Annotated in this window: 16 protein-coding genes; 2 read left to right on the top strand and 14 right to left on the bottom strand. The window is 59.8% G+C overall.

Annotation, left to right across the window (positions count from 1 at the left end):
* Positions 1-11 precede the first annotated feature (11 nt).
* The gene (locus CJU81_RS05580; protein ID WP_095029003.1) at positions 12-284 is read left to right on the top strand and encodes an HPr family phosphocarrier protein; all 273 of its coding nucleotides are present in this window, start codon (positions 12-14) and stop codon (positions 282-284) included.
* A gap of 112 nt (positions 285-396) precedes the next feature.
* Here the strand turns inward: CJU81_RS05580 and CJU81_RS05575 are convergent, their stop codons facing one another.
* From CJU81_RS05575 to pmbA, 6 genes are all read right to left on the bottom strand, one after another.
* Positions 397-1290, bottom strand: coding sequence for a ZIP family metal transporter (locus CJU81_RS05575; RefSeq protein WP_095035832.1), 894 nt, complete (start codon positions 1288-1290; stop codon positions 397-399).
* A gap of 27 nt (positions 1291-1317) precedes the next feature.
* Positions 1318-1929 carry a superoxide dismutase gene (locus CJU81_RS05570; protein WP_095035831.1) on the bottom strand — a complete coding sequence of 204 codons (612 nt, stop codon included), beginning with the start codon at positions 1927-1929 and terminating at the stop codon, positions 1318-1320.
* Position 1930: 1 nt separating this feature from the next.
* Entirely contained in the window at positions 1931-2380 is a 450-nt protein-coding gene (locus CJU81_RS05565) for a hypothetical protein (RefSeq protein WP_095035830.1), read from the bottom strand.
* 27 nt (positions 2381-2407) lie between these two features.
* Positions 2408-3784 carry a class II fumarate hydratase gene (locus tag CJU81_RS05560; RefSeq protein ID WP_095035829.1) on the bottom strand — a complete coding sequence of 459 codons (1377 nt, stop codon included), beginning with the start codon at positions 3782-3784 and terminating at the stop codon, positions 2408-2410.
* Complete coding sequence (locus CJU81_RS05555; protein ID WP_095004705.1) at positions 3777-4172, bottom strand: FagA protein; 396 nt, start codon at positions 4170-4172, stop codon at positions 3777-3779. Before CJU81_RS05555 ends, CJU81_RS05560 begins: the two co-directional genes overlap by 8 nt.
* Positions 4173-4314: 142 nt before the next feature.
* Complete coding sequence (gene pmbA / locus CJU81_RS05550; protein WP_095035828.1) at positions 4315-5661, bottom strand: metalloprotease PmbA; 1347 nt, start codon at positions 5659-5661, stop codon at positions 4315-4317.
* A 107-nt stretch (positions 5662-5768) separates the two neighbouring features.
* Between pmbA and yjgA the strand changes: the two genes are divergently transcribed.
* Positions 5769-6290, top strand: coding sequence for a ribosome biogenesis factor YjgA (yjgA, locus tag CJU81_RS05545; RefSeq protein WP_095029013.1), 522 nt, complete (start codon positions 5769-5771; stop codon positions 6288-6290).
* 47 nt (positions 6291-6337) lie between these two features.
* On the opposite strand, the gene tldD is transcribed toward yjgA, so the two are convergent.
* The 8 genes from tldD to mreB all read right to left on the bottom strand — a co-directional run bounded on the left by tldD (position 6338) and on the right by mreB (position 17566).
* Positions 6338-7780: a metalloprotease TldD gene (tldD, locus tag CJU81_RS05540; protein ID WP_095029014.1), complete on the bottom strand. Its 1443-nt coding sequence runs from the start codon at positions 7778-7780 to the stop codon at positions 6338-6340.
* A gap of 155 nt (positions 7781-7935) precedes the next feature.
* The gene (locus CJU81_RS05535) at positions 7936-8763 is read right to left on the bottom strand and encodes a carbon-nitrogen hydrolase family protein (RefSeq protein WP_095035827.1); all 828 of its coding nucleotides are present in this window, start codon (positions 8761-8763) and stop codon (positions 7936-7938) included.
* A 9-nt stretch (positions 8764-8772) separates the two neighbouring features.
* Positions 8773-12585 (bottom strand): YhdP family protein, encoded by a 3813-nt coding sequence (locus CJU81_RS05530; protein WP_095035826.1) that lies wholly within the window; start codon positions 12583-12585, stop codon positions 8773-8775.
* Between the two features lie 75 nt (positions 12586-12660).
* A complete protein-coding gene (rng, locus tag CJU81_RS05525) occupies positions 12661-14118 on the bottom strand; it encodes a ribonuclease G (protein WP_095001127.1) in 1458 nt (485 codons plus the stop codon).
* Between the two features lie 56 nt (positions 14119-14174).
* Complete coding sequence (locus CJU81_RS05520; RefSeq protein WP_095035825.1) at positions 14175-14780, bottom strand: Maf family protein; 606 nt, start codon at positions 14778-14780, stop codon at positions 14175-14177.
* 51 nt (positions 14781-14831) lie between these two features.
* Positions 14832-15320, bottom strand: a complete 489-nt coding sequence (gene mreD / locus CJU81_RS05515; protein ID WP_095029018.1) for a rod shape-determining protein MreD — start codon at positions 15318-15320, stop codon at positions 14832-14834.
* Positions 15321-16355 carry a rod shape-determining protein MreC gene (gene mreC, locus CJU81_RS05510; protein WP_441007402.1) on the bottom strand — a complete coding sequence of 345 codons (1035 nt, stop codon included), beginning with the start codon at positions 16353-16355 and terminating at the stop codon, positions 15321-15323.
* A 173-nt stretch (positions 16356-16528) separates the two neighbouring features.
* Entirely contained in the window at positions 16529-17566 is a 1038-nt protein-coding gene (gene mreB, locus CJU81_RS05505; RefSeq protein WP_003439856.1) for a rod shape-determining protein MreB, read from the bottom strand.
* Positions 17567-17660: the final 94 nt, after the last annotated feature.

Here is a 17660-nt window from a genome sequence, read left to right as displayed (position 1 = left end):
TCTACCCCGCGATGCCTGCACTGGAAATTGAAATCATCAACAAACTGGGCTTGCACGCCCGGGCATCGGCAAAGTTCGTCGGTATTGCGGGGCAGTTTCCATGTCAGATCAGGGCAGGTCGCACCCCTGAATCTATGGTCGACGGCAAGAGCATCATGGCCATGATGATGCTGGCTGCCGGCAAAGGCACCACCATCCACCTCAAAACCGAGGGTGAGAAGGAACAGGAAGCACTGGACGCACTGGTCGCGCTGATCAACAACTACTTCGATGAAGGCGAATAAACCTAAAGCCTTTTCGACGCAGCGGCAGGAAAGCTGCTGCTGTGGGAGCGAGCCTGCTCGCGAAGGTCGTTCACGAGCAGGAAAGCTCCCACAGCAGTCTGCAGAGATCGGTTCAACCCAGCGCCGTATCCATTACCATCATCAGGCAAAAGCCGACACATAGCCCCAGGCTCGCCAGCTTCTCGTGGCCATTGCGCCGCGACTCGGGAATCACCTCCTGGGTAACTACCAGCAGCATCGCCCCGGCAGCCAATGCCAGACCCAGCGGCAATAGCACCTGCGCCAGATTGACCAGCCATGCGCAGAGCACCGCAAAGACCGGCTCAACCAGACCTGATGCGGCTCCGATCAGGAACGCCCTGACCCGCGACATCCCCGCCCCTGCCAGCACCAAGGCAATCACCAGACCTTCCGGCACGTCCTGCAACGCAATACCCATCGCCAGGCTATCGGCATCCGGCATACCGCCACCCGCCGACACCCCGACCGCCATGCCTTCAGGAATGTTGTGCGCCACAATCGCAATCACAAACAACCAGATGCGCGGCGCAATAGCCGGCTCGCCGGGGCGGGCGGCAAAAACCTCCGGCCCGACCCCCGAGACCTTGCGATCCACCAGAAACAGGCAGAATGCGCCCAGCAGGATACCCACGCTGATCAGCCCGCTAGCGGACCAGGGCGACAAACCCAGGCTTTGCGCTGCCGCAATGCCCGGCACGATCAGCGAAAAGGCCGTAGCCGCCAGCATCACCCCGGCACCAAAGCCCAACAAGGTATCGCTGACCGCCACCGGCATTTTTCGAATGACCAGTACCGGCACTGCACCTAGCGCGGTGCCCAGCGCACAAAGCGCACCGCCCTGCAGCGCCCGCAGCAGCCTGGGCTCCAGATCCAGCCAGACCAGCCCCTTGGCAACCAGCAAGGCCGTGCCCGCCAACAACAAAAGCGTTCCGAAGGCATAGCGAAACATTCGAACACCACCGACCGCTAAAATTTGCGTGCCCATAATCCGCCTGAATCCTTCTCGGTGGGCTTAGCCAATCGCCGCTTGATAGCGTCGCGCTACTTCGGGCCAGTTGATCACGTTGTAAAACGCATTGATGTACTCCGGGCGGCGGTTTTGGTAGCGCAGGTAATAGGCGTGTTCCCACACGTCCAGCCCCAGAATCGGCGTATTGCCATTCATCAACGGGCTGTCCTGGTTGCCGCTGCTTTCGATCACCAGGGTTTTTTGTGGTGTAACGCTCAACCACGCCCAGCCACTGCCAAAGCGCGTCAGGGCCGCTTTGGTGAAGTTCTCCTTGAACGCCTCCAGCCCACCCAACTGCTCATCGATCGCCTTGGCCAGCGCACCTTCGGGCTTGCCCCCGCCTTTAGGGCTCATGACCTCCCAGAACAACGAGTGGTTGGCGTGCCCGCCGCCCTGGTTAATCACCGCCGCTCGCAGCTTTTCAGGCAACTGATGAACACTGGCCACCAGTTTTTCTACCGGCCATTGCGCCCATTCCGTACCTTCCACCGCCGCGTTGAGATTGTTGATGTAGGTCTGGTGATGCTTGGTGTAGTGAATCTCCATGGTTTGCGCATCGATATGCGGCTCAAGCGCGTCATAGGCATAAGGCAAGGCAGGCAAGGTGTAAGTCATATCAATGTGCTCCTAGGTGATGGCCGCTAACTGTCGAGAACTCATGGCTGCTTTGAGCCACGTTGTTTTTGAGCAACAGATTGGAGCGCGGGTATTCGCCGTGCTCACTGATAAAGTTCAAAAGCTCTACATAGGTTTTGCTGCTCTGACGCAACGCCGCTTCGCGCAGCGCTGTCGACAGGCGAGCGTTCTGCACGGTTTGCAACAACCGCTGATGAATCGCGCAGAGGTACTCCACGCTCTCTTCCGGCTGATTGAGCCGCAAGTGCAGATCCGCCAGGTTGTGGTGCGAAATGACACAGGCCGCCACTGCTTCGTCGGCATCACTCCAGCGCTCGAACAGCACTTGAGCCAGCGCTAGCGCCTGCAAGTAGTGCTCTCGGGCATCGACCAGCTCGCCTTCTGCGAAACAGCGGTTGGCTCTTTCGATCGTGCGTTTCCAGTGCTCCATGTGAACCTCCAAAGCAGTGTCGAGGGGTTAAACGCCGCCGGCGGTGAGCTTCTCGGGGTCGAGCAGGACCTCAAGCTGGCTGCGTGGCAAGTCCGTGTATTCGAGGGCTACATCAATTACCGGGCGCCCTTGCTGGTAAGCGGTCTTGGCAATTTCGGCGGCTTTTTGATAGCCGATGATCGGGTTCAACGCCGTGACCAGGATCGGGTTGCGCGACAGCGCCTCCTTGAGCTTGGCTTCGTTGACCTTGAAACTGGCGATGGCCTTGTCGGCCAGCAGGCGGCTTGAGTTGGCCATTAGTTCGATGCTGCTCAACAGGTTGTGTGCAATCACCGGCAGCATCACGTTCAGTTCAAAGTTGCCGGACTGGCCTGCCACGGTGATTGCCGCGTCATTGCCGATCACCTGGGCCGCGACCATCGCCGTGGCTTCCGGGATCACCGGGTTGACCTTGCCCGGCATGATCGACGAGCCCGGCTGCAACGCCTCAAGTTCGATTTCGCCCAGACCGGCCAGGGGGCCTGAGTTCATCCAGCGCAGGTCGTTGGCGATTTTCATCAGTGACACTGCCGTGGCCTTCAACTGACCAGATACAGCCACTGCGGTGTCCTGCGAACCAATCAGGGCAAACAGGTCTTTGCCAGGCGTGAAGGCCACCCCGGTCAGCTCGCTGAGTTGCTGGCTGAACAGGCCCGCGAATTGCGGATGGGCGTTAATCCCGGTCCCCACCGCGGTACCGCCCTGGGCCAAGGATTGCAGCGCAGGCTGAAGGTTGTGCAGATGCTCGATGTTGGCCTTGAGCTGCTGCGCCCAGCCATTGAGCACCTGGCTCATGCGTACCGGCATCGCATCCATCAAGTGGGTACGACCGGTTTTGACATAGGCGTGAACCTCGATCGCCTTGCGTTCGATGACCTGCACCAGATGGGTCAGCGCCGGCAGCAACTGCTCGTGCAGGCCCAGTGCAGCGCTGACATGAATCGTGGTCGGGATAATGTCGTTGCTGCTTTGCCCGCAGTTGACGTGATCGTTAGGGTTGACCGGCTCGCCCAGTAGCCGCGTGGCCAGGGTCGCAATCACTTCATTGGCATTCATGTTGGAACTGGTGCCCGAACCGGTCTGGAAAATATCCACCGGAAAGTGCTCCATGAAATCACCGGTCAGCAGGATCTGGGTGGCCTCGACAATGGCCTCGCCCTGGGCAGCGCTGATCTGCTTGAGCTCGACGTTGGCCTGGGCCGCTGCGGCCTTGGCCAGGATCAGGGCGCGAATGAATTGCGCGGGCATGCGCTGATGGCTGATCGGGAAGTTGTCGACCGCACGCTGGGTTTGCGCGCCGTACAGTGCCGCCTCAGGAACACGCAACTCGCCCATGCTGTCGCGTTCGATACGAGTGTTACTCATCGGGAAATCCTTGCACCAGTTCTGTTAAAGAAATTGAAGGTTCGAGCTCGCAGGTAGCCAACTGCCAGGCAAAGCTTTGCCAGCGCTTGAGTCGGCAGTTACATAGGGCTTGGGTTTCGAGATCGCGCAGCGGGCGCCACGCGTTGTCCAGACACAGGGTGCGCCAGTGCCACGGCAGCGCGGTGTCTGTTGCGGTGTCGAGCAGCAGGCGCAAGGTGGTAGAGGCAATCATCCACGGGGAAGTGGGCGTACAGCCCGCAAGATAGCGGCCTTCGGCCAGGTAATGCTCGATCAGGCGCGGCTCGTTCGGTGCCAGCGCGCAACGGATCTGGCGGCTCATCCAGCGCCAGCTTTCTAGATACGGCCCTTCACGCAACGCAGAACTCATGACCCAGGCTCACTCGATAATGAGATTCATTATTAAGCGATATTGATTATCAAAACAAGCCTGCTAAAGGATGGGATGCACAAACACAAAAAAGGCGTATCACCGATTCAGTGATACGCCTTGGCATGGAACAGAGCAGCGTTTAGCTACCCGCTACCATCATGCGTTCGATCAACACCGAGCCGGTGCGGATGTTGCTGCGCAATTCCAGATCGTTGCCCACGGCCACAATCTGTTTGAACATGTCGCGCATATTGCCGGCAATGGTCACTTCCTGAACCGGAAACTGGATTTCGCCATTCTCGACCCAGAAACCCGCCGCGCCACGGGAGTAGTCGCCGGTGACCATGTTCAGGCCGCTGCCCATCAGCTCCGTGACGAACAAACCACGACCCATGCGCCGGATCAACGCTGCCTGATCTTCGTCGCCATGGGTCACGAACAGGTTATGCACGCCGCCGGCGTTGGCCGTGCTCGGCATGCCCAGCTTGCGCCCGGAGTAGGTGCTGAGGATGTAGGACACCAGCTCGCCGTCCTTGATAAACGGCTTGGCGAAGGTGGCCAGGCCGTCATTGTCGAACGATGAGCTACCCATGGCGCGCATCAGGTGCGGGCGCTCATCCAGGGTCAACCATTCAGGGAAAATTTGCTGCCCCATTGCATCCAGCAGGAACGACGACTTGCGGTACAGATTGCCACCCGAGATTGCCCCCAGGAAACTGCCGAACAGGCCGCCAGCCAGTTCGGCCGAGAACAGCACCGGCACTTCGCAAGTGGGTACCGGACGCGAGCCAAGGCGGCGGGCAGCACGCTCGGCGGCGCGCTGGCCAATGCTCACGGCGTCCATCAACAACTCGCCCTGGCAATTGACGTCATACCAGTAGTCACGCTGCATCTGGCCGTCGCCTTCGGCGATCATTACGCAGCTGAGGCTGTGCCGGGTGGAAGCCGAGCCACCGATAAAGCCATTGCTGTTGCCGTATACACGGCAGCCCTGATGGGTGCTGAGGGTGGTGCCATCGGCATTTTTGATCCGGCTGTCTGCATCAAAGGCTGCAGCTTCACAGGCCAGGGCCTTTTCAATGGCCTGCTCGGGGGTGATGTCCCAGGTGTGGAACACATCAAAGTCTTGCAGATCACGGGCCATCAGGCTGGCATCGGCCAAACCCGAGCTTTCGTCTTCCGAGGTGTGTTTGGCAATCGCCAGGGCGGCGGCGACGGTTTCGCGGATGGCATCCGGGCCGGTGGCCGAGGTGCTGGCCGAGCCTTTGCGCTGGCCTACATAGAGGGTGATGCCAAAACCCTGGTCACGGTTGAACTCTACGGTTTCAACTTCGCGCTGACGTACCGAGGTCGACAAACCCTGCTCCAGCGACACGGCGACTTCACAGGCGCTGGCGCCCTGGCGCTTGGCTTCTGCAATGATTTGCTCGACCTGTTCCTGCAGTGCCGGCAAGGCCTGCGGGCCGACGCTTTGAACTGCACTCATGGTTTTCTCCACTCAAATTCTGTTTTCGGCAGGGCCGCCGAGCGACCGGGCCGGACAAGCGGCCCCCGACTGGTTATCATGGCGGCGTTTCTTTGCGGACTGCCACCATGGTTGATTCTTACGACGACGCCTTCGACGGCGAAAAAAGCAAATCGCAGGTCAAACGCGAGCTTCACGCTCTGGTTGATCTGGGCGAGCGTCTCACGACACTCAAGCCTGACTTGCTGAACAAAATGCCCCTGACTGACGCTATGCGTAAGGCTTTGGCAGATGCTCCAAAACACACGGCCAATATTGCGCGCAAGCGCCATATGATGTTCATCGGCAAACTGATGCGCGATCAACCGCTTGACGAAATTCTTGCTTTGATCGATCAAGTCGATGCCTCTTCTCGCCAGTACAACGAACGTTTTCACAACCTCGAGCGCTGGCGTGATCGCCTGATCGAGGGTGATGACGCTGTACTGGAAAAGTTTGTTGCCGAGTTCCCTGAAGCCGACCGCCAGCAAATGCGTTCGGTGATACGTCAGGCCAAACACGAGCTGGCTCATAACAAGGCACCGGCTTCAAGCCGCAAATTGTTCAAGTACATCCGTGGGTTGGACGAGACTCAACGCGGTCTGCGTTAAGCCTCGTACCCGTGAAGGTTGCCTGGCAACCTTCACGGGACCTCCCCTCAACCGCCCGTACCACCCACGGTGATCGCGTCAATCTTCAGGGTTGGCTGGCCGACACCTACCGGCACCGACTGCCCGTCCTTGCCACACGTTCCCACGCCGCTGTCCAGCGACAGGTCGTTGCCGACCATCGAGACCTTGCTCATTGCTTCCGGCCCGTTGCCAATCAGGGTCGCGCCTTTGACTGGGCGAGTGATTTTGCCGTCTTCAATCAAATAGGCTTCGCTGGTGGAGAACACAAACTTGCCGCTGGTGATATCGACCTGACCACCGCCCAGGTTGGCGCAGTAGATGCCCTTTTTCACCGAAGCAATGATCTCGGCCGGATCGCTCTCGCCACCCAGCATGTAGGTGTTGGTCATACGCGGCATCGGCAAGTGCGCATAAGATTCGCGACGACCGTTGCCGGTGCGGGCCACGCCCATCAGGCGGGCATTGAGCTTGTCCTGCATATAGCCCTTGAGCACGCCGTTTTCAATCAGGGTGGTGCACTCGGTAGGGGTACCTTCGTCATCCACGCTCAGCGAGCCACGGCGGCCGGCCAGGGTGCCATCATCGACGATGGTGCACAGTTTGGAGGCGACCATCTCACCCATGCGCCCGCTGTAGGCTGAACTGCCCTTGCGGTTGAAGTCCCCTTCCAGACCGTGACCCACAGCTTCATGCAACAGCACCCCGGACCAGCCCGAGCCCAGCACCACCGGCATGGTGCCCGCCGGAGCCGGTACGGCTTCGAGGTTGACCAGTGCCTGGCGCAACGCTTCACGGGCATACCCCATGGCACGATCATCGGTGAGGAAATAACGGTAGTCGGTACGCCCGCCACCGCCATGGCCGCCGCGCTCGCGACGGCCATTTTGCTCAACGATGACGCTGACATTGAAACGCACCAGCGGGCGAATATCAGCAGCCAGACCACCGTCAGTGGAGGCCACCAGAATGCGTTCCCAGACCCCGGCCATGCTCACGGTAACTTGCTGGATACGCGGATCGAGGGCGCGGGTTGCTGCATCGATACGCTTGAGCAGTTCGACTTTTTCAGCGCGGCTGATGACTTCCAGCGGGTTGTCCGGGCCATACAGCTGAGCCACGTCCTGAGTGGTGAACGCCTGCACCGTACCGTTCTGCCCGGCGCGGGAGATCGAGCGGGCCGCGCGGGCAGCCTGGCCCAATGCTTCCAGGGTAATGGCATTGCTGTAGGCAAAACCGGTCTTCTCGCCAGACTGGGCGCGAACACCTACGCCCTGGTCGAGGTTAAAGCTGCCTTCTTTGACGATGCCGTCTTCCAGTGCCCAGGACTCGGAAATCTGCCCTTGAAAATACAGGTCTGCGGCGTCGATGCCCGGCCCGGCCAGGTCGCCCAGTACGCTTTGCAGGCTTTCGATGGTGACACCGCCCGGTGCCAACAGGTGTTCGCTGACTGAGGTCAACAACTCGCTCATATTCACTCCGTCTTGGCCCCTGCTTCAGCATCTTTGAGTGCTGAACCCACGGGCCTGAAAAATCCGTTGTGTGGGAGCGGGCTTGCTCGCGATGGCATCAATGCGGTGCAACGGTGACACCGCGTCGTCTGCATCGCGAGCAAGCCCGCTCCCACTTAAATTAGCTGGGCGTTGAACCGCCGATGGCTCACCACCGGCATGCGCGCCCTGATGTCCGCTTGCTCCACCGCATCGCGGCGGGCCAGCAACACACCCTCGCCCTGCGCCTGTTCGGCCAGTACCCGCCCCCAGGGATCGATAATGGCTGCATGCCCCCAGGTTTCCCGCGGGCCGGGGTGTATGCCGCCCTGAGCCGCCGCAAGGATGTAGCACTGGGTCTCGATGGCGCGAGCGCGGATCAGAATGTCCCAATGCGCAGCCCCGGTGACTGCCGTGAATGCCGAAGGCGCGGTAATCAGTTCAGCGCCAGCGGCGCGTAGCTCACTGTACAGCTCCGGGAAGCGCAGGTCATAACATACGCTCAAGCCCAGCTTGCCGACCGGGGTATCCGCCACTACCACACGCTCCCCATGAGCATAGTCATCTGACTCACGGTAGCGGCCACGGTTGTCGGACACATCCACGTCGAACAAGTGCAGTTTGTCGTATCGGGCAGCGCATTCACCCTCGGCATTGATCAGCAGCGAACAGGCATTGACCTTGGCTTGAGGCTGACCCTCTGGCGGCAGAGGTAAAGTGCCGGCAACTATCCATAAGTTGAGGTCGCGAGCGGCCTGTTTCAACCAGGGCAGGATCGGACCTTCGCCCAAGGCCTCGGCACGCCCGATATCGGCAATGTCGCGGCGGCCCATGGCGGCAAAGTTCTCGGGCAGAACGGCCAGTTTCGCACCACCCTCTGCAGCCTCTTGCAGCAGGCGGCGGGCCTGGGTCAGGTTGGCCAGAACATCGCTCTGGCTGACCATTTGAATCACTGCCAGGGTCATGGGGCGCTCCTAGTTTTTCTCAAAAGGCTTGTCGAAGGTGATCTTCGGATCGTTCCACGGGCCTTGAATGCTGTATTGCACGCTGGCGAAGCGCGACACCTGATCACCGATCAGCTTGTTGAGCAAGAACATCGCGCCACCCGCCGCCGGCCCGCCCACCAGCAAGGCGGCCAGCGGCAGGTTGTTGGTCACTGGCAAGGTCACCAGCAACTTGGCGTTGACCCGATCGGTGACCATATTCAAGGTGCCATTAAGCTCCAGATTAGTGGACGGCCCGGTCATCAGAATCGGCTTGCCGGTGCTGTACACACCACTGCTGGCGTTTAGCACACCCTTGACCCGGTCATAGCTCAGGCCTTTGCCGAACAGATCGGAGAAGTCCAGGCGCAGGCGACGGCCAATGGCGTTGAAGTTAAGCAGGCCAAAAATGCGCAGCACCTGGGCGCTGCCGTCGACTTCCACAAACTGCCCCTTGTTGAGCGAGGCGTCCAGTGTGCCGGAGAAACGCTTGAGGCCGATCCACGCTGGCGAACCGGGCCAGTTGCCATCAATGTCCACATGAAAGTTGTCGCTGGTGACGCTGGGGGCGAAGCCCCAGTTTTTCAGCACCGTGGCCAGGTTGCCGCCACCCAGGCGCCCCTGGTACCAGCTCTTGCTGTTACCCGCCACGCCTTCCCAGCCGCCCGAGCCTTCCAGCAGCATGCCCTTGAGCCCCAGGTTGAGGCTGGTGAGGCTGATGCCGCGGCTGTTGGGGCGAATGTTGAGCGACCAGGCGCCGAGCAGGTCAGAGCCCTGGTAAAGCTGACGAATAATGATGTCCAGCGCCGGAATCTTGCGTGGATCTACTGCCGCCAGCGGGTCCGGAGCATTGTCGTCCGCCACTGCCTTGGGGTCGGGCGCAGGCAGGCGAATGGTCTGCATATTGACCACAATCGGCGCGTTCTTCGCATCCGGCAGGGTTACGGCCCCGGTAGCCTGCTTGCTGTCGATTTGCAGCGCCCAGGAAGCGGCAACGCGCTTCATGACCAGACGCACCTGATCCAGCTGGGTACCGAAGGCAATCAACTTGCCGACTTTAAAGTCCGCACTGCTGAGCAGTTGCTTGGCACTGCCACCCGGGTCATTGCCCGCATAACGTTCCACCAGCGCCTGCCAGGGGGCAACGTCGAGTTCCGACAGTACACCGCGAATGCGCAAACCTTTACTCGTAGGTAATACGGGATTGCCATCGCCCAGAAACAGCTCACCGCGCCCCTCTTCAAACTTGCCGTTGGGGGCGGCAAAGGTCAGGTTGGCCAGGTCACCGTAGTCAAACCAGTAACGCCGCTCGGCACCTTGCAGGGTCATGCGGAACACGCTGTTGCGGCTTTCATTGGCCGCCAGGCCAAAGGGCGCAGGCAGATCAACCACAGCGCCTTTGAGGCTGGAGCTAACCCGCAACTGGCTGTCGGCCCCGTCCAGGGTGAGTTGCAATTGATATGGCAAATCGCCGCTCACCGGGATCGGCTGATTGAACTTGAGCCAGTCCGTGAGCTTTTTAACGCCTACCTGGCCGCTGGCCACTACCCGGGTACTGATGCGACCGGGCTTGCCGTCGGCGAAAATCTGCGCCTTGATCGGGCGATCGAACGCCCGCGCGCTGATGCCTTTGCCGCTCAGGCCCTTGGCGCTGTCAAAACGGAAGTCGCCCTTGAGCTGGGTCAGTTCAAGCTCGGGTTCGCTGAGTTTCAGACGGGCCTTGTCGGTACTGAAATCCACAAGGATTTTCGGCTCCACGCTTTTTTCCAGCGGGATATCCAGATCGACACGGCCCTTGAGCGAACCTTCACCCTGCCAGCCGGCGAAGGTGTCGGCGGTGCCAATCGGCGCCTCTTGCAGAATTTTCAGGCCGTCGCCCAGCCCGCCATCGAAATCCCCGTCCAGAAACAAATGGCTGACCTTGCCGGCAGGCACATGCGGGATGCTGACGGCCACGTTGCGCACCTGGGTGTCGAGCAACTGGCCTTTGCTGGCCATGATCCGTACGCCACTGTCTTCAATAAACACATCGCCCGAGACGTTACGCACATGGGGCCAGCCAGGCTGGAACGCCAGCTCCGCGCCATGCACCTTGAAAAACAGGCTGATATTGCGCGCCGCAGCAACGGCATCATGGCTTAGCGAGCCTTGATACTGGAAAAAGCCCTCGTCGACCGCCCCCTTGATAATCGCCGTGCTCAGCCACTCGGTGAGGGCCGGGCTCAGGACTTCAGGCAGGTACTTGGGGGTGAAACGGCCGTCGCCATCCGTAAGACCAACCCGCAGGTCCATGTAGTCTTCCTGGGAATGGTCGAGGTGAATGCGGATCAAGAAGTCGGCTGCGATTTTGCCCTCTTCGCCCAACACTTTGATGTAGGGCGCAATCAGGGTGAAGCTGTCCTTGTTCAGGGTCCAGGTCAGCAGCGCATTGGCTTGCAGGTATTGCCAGGGCTTGGCGAAGATCGGGGCCAGGTGCAGCATGAAATCCTTGCTGTCGAGACGCAGTTCGCCCTTGCCCAGATCGCCGCTGATCAGGCCACTGACGTTGCGGGCCGCCGGTGCACCGTGAGTGGCGTTGAAGCCGACCTGCTCCAGGTTGGCTGCGAAGCTGATTTTCTGATCGTCTGTGGCTGACGGTCGATAGTCCGCCAACACATTGCGCAATGTGCCAGTAACGCTCAGTTGGTCGATGACCTTGGCCACAGCTTCAGGAACAGGTGCCAGCGAGTCCATCAACGGCGTGATCGGCGTCAGGTCCAGACGGTCTGCCTGCAGGTGCCAGCGCGCCTGCTCTTTATCGGTGGCCGCAAACTGCTGCAATTGCATGCGGGTTTCCCAGCGCGTCTTGCCCAGGTTCATGGCCAATGAGTCGAGCACCACATTGAAACCCTGCTTGCCGCGTTCGGCCCAGGCGTGCAAGGCCAGGTTGTCGATGGATTCAGCTTTGCGCCCGGCGTAGGCACCGGTGAATTTGGGGGCATTCAGGCGCGCGACCGCGCTCTGCACCGAGCCCCGGCTCCAGTTAAACCAGAACTCGCCACCGGCCTTGAGCTCGGACACCTTCCACGGCGCAATCAGCGTAGCCGGCAGCCACTTGGCCCAGTCACTTTGCGGCAGACTCACATAGGCCTGGGCCGCACCATCACGCCACCGGCTGGCCTGGACCTGGGTCGAGACACTCAGCGCGACAGGCTGGCCATCAGGCAGGGTAAGGCGTGCATCAAGGCGCTGATCAGAGGCACCAACGTCCAGCGTCAGCCCAACATAGGTCAGGGTCAACGGGGCTTGTTTATAGGGTTCAAGGGTCACCTGGCTGTCGAGCACCGACAATCGCGCCACGTGTTGCAACTGGGTGAGCAACTGCTCAGGGTCGAGCGGCTGGTCGTCCTGCACCGGCAGCCCTTCAAGGCTCCAGTGGCCGCTCTCGTCCTGGCGAAGGCTCAGTTGCAGGCCATTGAGCTGCACACCGGCAATGCGCACATCACGATTCAACAGGCTGGCCCACACATCGGGTACCACCTGCACTTCGTCCAGGCGCAGGGCGCTGTTGCCCTCGCCGACCATCACATCGTGGGCCTTCAATACCGGTGCCATGCCGCTCCAGCTTCCTTCGAGGCTGCCAATGGTCAATGGCATGCCCAAGGCGTCCCGAGCTTTGTTTTGAACCTCGATGCGGTATTCGGCAATCAACGGGGTCAATTCACGGCCAATGCTGACATACAACGCCGTCAGCACCAAAACCAGAGCGCACGCGCCCAACCCCCAACGGGTCAGCGCGGCAAAAAAGCGTGTCAGACGCTCCATGTCAGGTGGCCCCTTCAGTAATGATCGAAGGGGCCGGAGTCAGCCCCTTTTTAACGCCATACGACGCCTGAGACTTCAGAGCAGCACCACGTCGTATTGTTCCTGGGAATACATGGTTTCAACCTGAAAACGAATCGTGCGCCCGATAAAGCCTTCCAGTTCCGCGACGTTCCCCGACTCTTCATCCAGCAAGCGATCCACCACTTTCTGGTTGGCCAGTACACGATAGCCGGTGGCTTGATAGGCCCGGGCCTCACGGAGAATTTCACGAAAAATTTCGTAGCAGATGGTTTCCGGGGTTTTCAGCTTGCCCCGGCCCTGGCAGCACACGCACGGCTCGCACAAGACCTGCTCCAGACTCTCGCGGGTACGCTTGCGGGTCATTTGCACCAGGCCCAGCTCAGTGATGCCGATGATGTTGGTCTTGGCGTGATCGCGCTCCAGCTGTTTTTCCAGAGTGCGTATCACCTGGCGCTGGTGCTCTTCATCTTCCATGTCGATGAAGTCGATGATGATGATCCCGCCCAGGTTGCGCAGGCGCAGTTGCCGGGCAATGGCGGTAGCGGCTTCGAGGTTGGTCTTGAAGATGGTTTCTTCAAGGTTGCGATGCCCCACAAACGCGCCGGTGTTGACGTCGATGGTGGTCATGGCTTCAGCCGGATCGACCACCAGATAACCGCCGGACTTGAGCGGTACCTTGCGGTCCAGGGCTTTCTGGATTTCGTCTTCAACGCCATACAAATCGAAAATCGGCCGTTCGCCCGGGTAGTGCTCAAGGCGGTCGGCGATTTCCGGCATCAGTTCAGCCACAAACTGCGTGGTTCTCTGGAAGGTTTCGCGCGAATCGATGCGAATTTTCTCGATCTTGGGGCTGACCAGATCCCGCAATGTGCGCAGCGCCAGGCCCAAGTCTTCGTAGATAACCGTCGGCGCACCAACGGTCTTGATCTGGGCACCGATCTGGTCCCACAAGCGCCGCAGGTAGCGAATGTCCATGAGGATCTCATCCGCGCCAGCACCTTCGGCCGCCGTGCGCAGGATAAAACCACCGGCTTCCTTGATGCCTTCCTGGGCCACGCAATCGCTGACCACCTGCTTGAGGCGTTCACGCTCGGCTTCGTCTTCGATCTTCAGGGAGATGCCGACATGGGCAGTGCGTGGCATGTACACCAGGTAACGCGAAGGAATCGACAGTTGCGTGGTCAGGCGTGCGCCTTTGGAACCAATCGGGTCTTTGGTGACTTGCACCACCAGGCTCTGGCCTTCATGCACCAGCGTACCGATGCTTTCAACCGCCTGGCCTTCACGCAGGGAAATCTCGGAGGCATGAATAAAAGCCGCGCGATCCAGGCCGATATCGACAAAGGCAGCCTGCATGCCGGGCAAAACCCTGACAATTTTACCTTTGTAAATATTGCCGACAATGCCCCGGCGCTGGGTACGCTCGACATGCACCTCTTGCAGAACACCGTTCTCTACCACCGCCACGCGCGATTCCATCGGCGTGATGTTGATCAGGATCTCTTCACTCATGGCTGGGTCTCGTTCAGGCGTCATCACAGTAGTGCCACGTCTCGTAGGTGCCGTATTCAGCGCACGGTAAGGTTTTGCCAACAGGGTATGCCGAAATGCCCGAGCAGTTCTGCGGTTTCGCACACGGGCAAGCCTACAACGGCGGAATAACTGCCATTGAGCCCCGCTACAAACACCGCTGCCAACCCCTGAATGGCGTAGCCACCGGCTTTATCCCGGGGTTCACCGCTGGCCCAATACAGGCTGGCTTCTTGTTTGCTGATGTTTCTAAAGCGCACCTGGCTGCTCACCACGCGGGTTTCGCAGCGTCCAGCGTCGATAATCGCGATGGCGGTCAACACTTCGTGCTCTCGGCCAGACAGCGCCATGAGCATAGCCAAGGCATCAGCCTCGTCGACCGGTTTGCCCAGAATGCGCTCATCAAGCACCACAGCCGTATCGGCTCCCAGCACGCAAAAGGCACTGTCGGGTATTGATTTGACCAGTTGCTGGCGGCCGGCCTGGGCCTTTTCGCGCGCCAGGCGCTCGACATAGGCCACAGGGGATTCATTTTGCAGGGGAGTTTCGTCGATGGCCGCACTGACCGCCGTGAACGGCACGCCGATTTGAGTCAGCAACTCGCGCCGGCGCGGTGAGCCAGAGGCCAGATAAAGCGAAGTCATCAAGACATCTCCCTGTCGAGGTGCACAAACCAGGAAATGGCTCGTATCCAGTTAATTGATTTTGAAGCGTCGGCACAACCCGCGAAGCCCGTAGCTGACCCAGGGCCACAACAGTGCACTGATCACCCCTGGCAACACCAGCGCCAGGGTTGGCTGGCGGTTGCCGGTCAAGGCACTGAGCCACAACTGGGCAAGCTGGGCCAGGCCGAAAATAACCAGTAGCACCAGGCATTGCTGCCACATCGGAAACACCCTCAGGCGCTGTTGCAGTGACAGTACCAGGAAGGTAATCAGGGTCAGCGTCAGGGCATTTTGACCCAGCAAGGTGCCGTACAGCACATCTTCGGCCAACCCCAGGCAAAACGCGGTGACCATGCCCACTTTATGCGGCATGTACAAGGCCCAGAAGGCCAGCAGCAAGGCCAGCCAGAGCGGGCGCAGGATCTCCATGAACTGCGGCATGGGTGAAATGCTGAGCAACAGGCCGATGGCAAACGTCAGCCAGATGATCCAGCCGTTACGCGAACGGGTACTCGCCATTTATTGCCTCTCCCGAGTAGTGGCCGGCACAGCGGCTGGCGGCTTGGCGGCAGGGGTTGCAACGGGCGCAGATTTCTTCACGGTTTTAGGGTCGGCAACCGCAGGTGCCGGAACCGGGGTCACCGCAGCCGGGATAGCTACTGGTGCCGGCTTGGGCACCGTCGCCGGAATGATCGGCGGCGGCTCACCGTTTTGCTCGGCCTGCTGAGCCTTGGCCGCGTCGTTGGCCCGCTCTTCAGGCGTGCGGCTGTCGCTGAATACCAGCAACAGGTAGCGGCTGCGATTCAAGGCTGCCGTCGGCACAGCACGCACAATTGCAAAAGGCTGGCCGGAGTCGTGAATCACTTCCTTGACCGTTGCCACCGGATAACCGGCCGGGAAACGCTGCCCCAGGCCCGAACTGACCAACAGGTCGCCTACTTTGATATCCGCGGTGTCGGCAACATGACGCAGCTCCAGGCTCTCGGGGTTACCCGTGCCGCTGGCAATCGCCCGCAACCCGTTACGGTTGACCTGCACCGGAATGCTGTGGGTGGTATCGGTCAGCAACAAGACACGCGAGGTGTAGGGCATCAGCTCAACCACCTGGCCCATCAGCCCGCGCGCGTCGAGCACCGGCTGACCCAGCACAACGCCGTCGCGCTCACCCTTGTTGATGATGATGCGATGGGTAAAGGGGTTGGGATCCATGCCGATCAACTCGGCTACTTCGACCTTTTCGTTAACCAGTGCCGAAGAGTTGAGCAACTCGCGCAAGCGAACGTTCTGCTCGGTCAAGGCAGCCAGCTTTTGCATGCGGCCCTGAAGCAGGAGGTTTTCGGTTTTGAGTTTCTCGTTTTCAGCCACCAGCTCCGTGCGGCTGCCGAACTGACTGGCCACGCCCTGCCACAAACGCTGCGGCAAATCGGTGATCCAGTAGGACTGCATCAGCACCAGCGACATCTGGCTGCGCACAGGCTTGAGCAACGTGAAGCGAGCGTCCACTACCATCAGCGCGACCGATAGCACGACCAGCACCAGAAAGCGCACGCCCAATGAGGGGCCTTTGGAAAAGAGCGGTTTAATAAGCCGCTCCTCCGGGGCAAGTGTTCAACTTATTCATACGGCTTCAAGCGGCCTGGATGAAGATTGACAGAAGATAAACGCCAAAAGGCAGCACTGCAAAGTGCTACCTTCTGATGATAACCAAAGGACTGCACCAGGCGATCTTATTCGCTGGAGAGCAGGTCCATCGTGTGTTTATCCATCATTTCCAGCGCACGGCCACCGCCACGCGCAACGCAGGTCAGCGGGTCTTCGGCAACGATCACCGGCAGACCGGTTTCCTGGGCCAGCAACTTGTCGAGGTCACGCAGCAAGGCGCCACCACCGGTCAGTACCAGGCCACGCTCGGCGATGTCCGAAGCCAGCTCTGGCGGAGACTGTTCCAGAGCGCTTTTCACGGCCTGAACGATGGTTGCCAGCGACTCTTGCAGAGCTTCAAGCACTTCATTGGAGTTCAGGGTGAAGGCACGTGGTACACCCTCTGCCAGGTTACGGCCGCGCACGTCGACTTCACGTACTTCACCACCCGGGAAAGCCGTACCGATTTCGGTCTTGATACGCTCGGCCGTCGATTCACCGATCAGGCTGCCGTAGTTACGGCGCACATAAGTGATGATCGCTTCGTCGAAACGGTCGCCACCTACCCGTACGGATTCGGCGTAAACCACACCGTTCAGGGAGATCAGCGCGATTTCAGTGGTACCACCACCGATATCGACAACCATCGAGCCGCGAGCTTCTTCAACCGGCAGGCCGGCACCGATGGCCGCAGCCATTGGTTCTTCGATCAGGAACACTTCACGGGCACCGGCACCGAGTGCCGATTCACGAATGGCGCGACGCTCAACCTGAGTCGACTTGCAAGGCACGCAAATCAGGACTCGCGGGCTTGGCTGCAGGAAGCTGTTTTCATGCACCTTGTTGATGAAGTACTGCAGCATTTTTTCGCAAACGCTGAAATCGGCAATAACGCCGTCCTTCATCGGACGAATGGCAGCAATGTTGCCCGGTGTACGGCCAAGCATGCGCTTGGCCTCGGTGCCGACGGCAACGACACTTTTCTGGTTACCGTGTGTCCGAATGGCCACAACCGATGGTTCATTCAGGACAATACCGCGCTCACGCACGTAAATAAGGGTGTTGGCAGTGCCCAGGTCGATGGAAAGATCGCTGGAAAACATGCCACGCAGTTTCTTGAACATGGGAAAGGGACCCTAGGCAACGCGTGGGTAAAAAAGTGCGGCAAACTCTAACAACGACAGGGATTTTGGGCAAGGCGCCAATATGTTAAATTGG

This window comes from Pseudomonas fragi, assembly GCF_002269505.1.
In the GTDB taxonomy this organism is placed as follows: Bacteria; Pseudomonadota; Gammaproteobacteria; order Pseudomonadales; family Pseudomonadaceae; genus Aquipseudomonas; species Aquipseudomonas fragi_D.
Note: the sequence above shows the minus strand (reverse complement) of the source record. Positions and strands in the feature narration are given on the sequence as shown.

Coding starts and splice junctions, on each gene's coding strand:
- CJU81_RS05580 (WP_095029003.1), top strand. CDS start 12: ATGCCTGCACTGGAAATTGAAATCATCAACAAACTGGGCTTGCACGCC.
- CJU81_RS05575 (WP_095035832.1), bottom strand. CDS start 1,290: ATGGGCACGCAAATTTTAGCGGTCGGTGGTGTTCGAATGTTTCGCTAT.
- CJU81_RS05570 (WP_095035831.1), bottom strand. CDS start 1,929: ATGACTTACACCTTGCCTGCCTTGCCTTATGCCTATGACGCGCTTGAG.
- CJU81_RS05565 (WP_095035830.1), bottom strand. CDS start 2,380: ATGGAGCACTGGAAACGCACGATCGAAAGAGCCAACCGCTGTTTCGCA.
- CJU81_RS05560 (WP_095035829.1), bottom strand. CDS start 3,784: ATGAGTAACACTCGTATCGAACGCGACAGCATGGGCGAGTTGCGTGTT.
- CJU81_RS05555 (WP_095004705.1), bottom strand. CDS start 4,172: ATGAGTTCTGCGTTGCGTGAAGGGCCGTATCTAGAAAGCTGGCGCTGG.
- pmbA (WP_095035828.1), bottom strand. CDS start 5,661: ATGAGTGCAGTTCAAAGCGTCGGCCCGCAGGCCTTGCCGGCACTGCAG.
- yjgA (WP_095029013.1), top strand. CDS start 5,769: ATGGTTGATTCTTACGACGACGCCTTCGACGGCGAAAAAAGCAAATCG.
- tldD (WP_095029014.1), bottom strand. CDS start 7,780: ATGAGCGAGTTGTTGACCTCAGTCAGCGAACACCTGTTGGCACCGGGC.
- CJU81_RS05535 (WP_095035827.1), bottom strand. CDS start 8,763: ATGACCCTGGCAGTGATTCAAATGGTCAGCCAGAGCGATGTTCTGGCC.
- CJU81_RS05530 (WP_095035826.1), bottom strand. CDS start 12,585: ATGGAGCGTCTGACACGCTTTTTTGCCGCGCTGACCCGTTGGGGGTTG.
- rng (WP_095001127.1), bottom strand. CDS start 14,118: ATGAGTGAAGAGATCCTGATCAACATCACGCCGATGGAATCGCGCGTG.
- CJU81_RS05520 (WP_095035825.1), bottom strand. CDS start 14,780: ATGACTTCGCTTTATCTGGCCTCTGGCTCACCGCGCCGGCGCGAGTTG.
- mreD (WP_095029018.1), bottom strand. CDS start 15,320: ATGGCGAGTACCCGTTCGCGTAACGGCTGGATCATCTGGCTGACGTTT.
- mreB (WP_003439856.1), bottom strand. CDS start 17,566: ATGTTCAAGAAACTGCGTGGCATGTTTTCCAGCGATCTTTCCATCGAC.